Below are 658 nucleotides of genomic sequence, written 5' to 3'. Positions count from 1 at the left end.
GACTTCGTCGTGCATGCCATTGCTTTCTCGGACAAATCCGAACTGACGGGGCGGTTCTTGAACACCAGCCGGGCGAACTTCAAAAACTCGATGGACATCTCGGCCTATTCCTTCATCGACGTGGCGCGCCGCGCGCATCCGCTGATGGTCGAGAACGGCGGCACGCTGATGACGCTGACCTACATGGGGTCGAACCGGGTGACGCCGAACTACAACGTGATGGGCGTGGCCAAGGCGGCGCTGGAAAGTGCGACGCGTTATCTGGCGAATGATCTGGGGCCGGAAGGCATCCGCGTGAACGCGATTTCGCCGGGGCCGATGAAGACGCTGGCAGGGGCAGCCATCGGCGGGGCGCGCAAGACCTACAAGCACACGGATCAGAACGCGCCGCTGCGCTCGAACGCGACGCTCGAGGCTGTGGGCGGCACGGCGGTCTATCTGGCATCCGACGCAGGCGCCTGCACGACGGGTGAGATCATCCGCGTGGATGGTGGTTTCCACGTGCTGGGGATGCCGCAGGCGGAGCATCTTTAACGAAGCACGAGGGCCATCGCCTGCCCGCGGGTGGGCGCTGGCAACGGCTGGACCTTGCCACTTTATGGTTCAGCCGTGACGTGACTTCGCCAAGTCGCGTCCAGCCTCACCAAATCGCCTACCC

General features: G+C 63.8%; 1 protein-coding gene. It reads left to right on the top strand.

Annotation, left to right across the window (positions count from 1 at the left end; all coding sequences use genetic code 11):
* On the top strand, nucleotides 1–534 hold a 534-nt coding region (locus FCK22_RS18005), incomplete at its 5' end, for an SDR family oxidoreductase (RefSeq protein ID WP_136720756.1).
* Nucleotides 535–658 lie beyond the last annotated feature (124 nt).

Source organism: Sulfitobacter sp. 15WGC (genome assembly GCF_005068605.1).
Lineage (GTDB): Bacteria > Pseudomonadota > Alphaproteobacteria > Rhodobacterales > Rhodobacteraceae > Sulfitobacter > Sulfitobacter faviae.
Note: the sequence above shows the minus strand (reverse complement) of the source record. Positions and strands in the feature narration are given on the sequence as shown.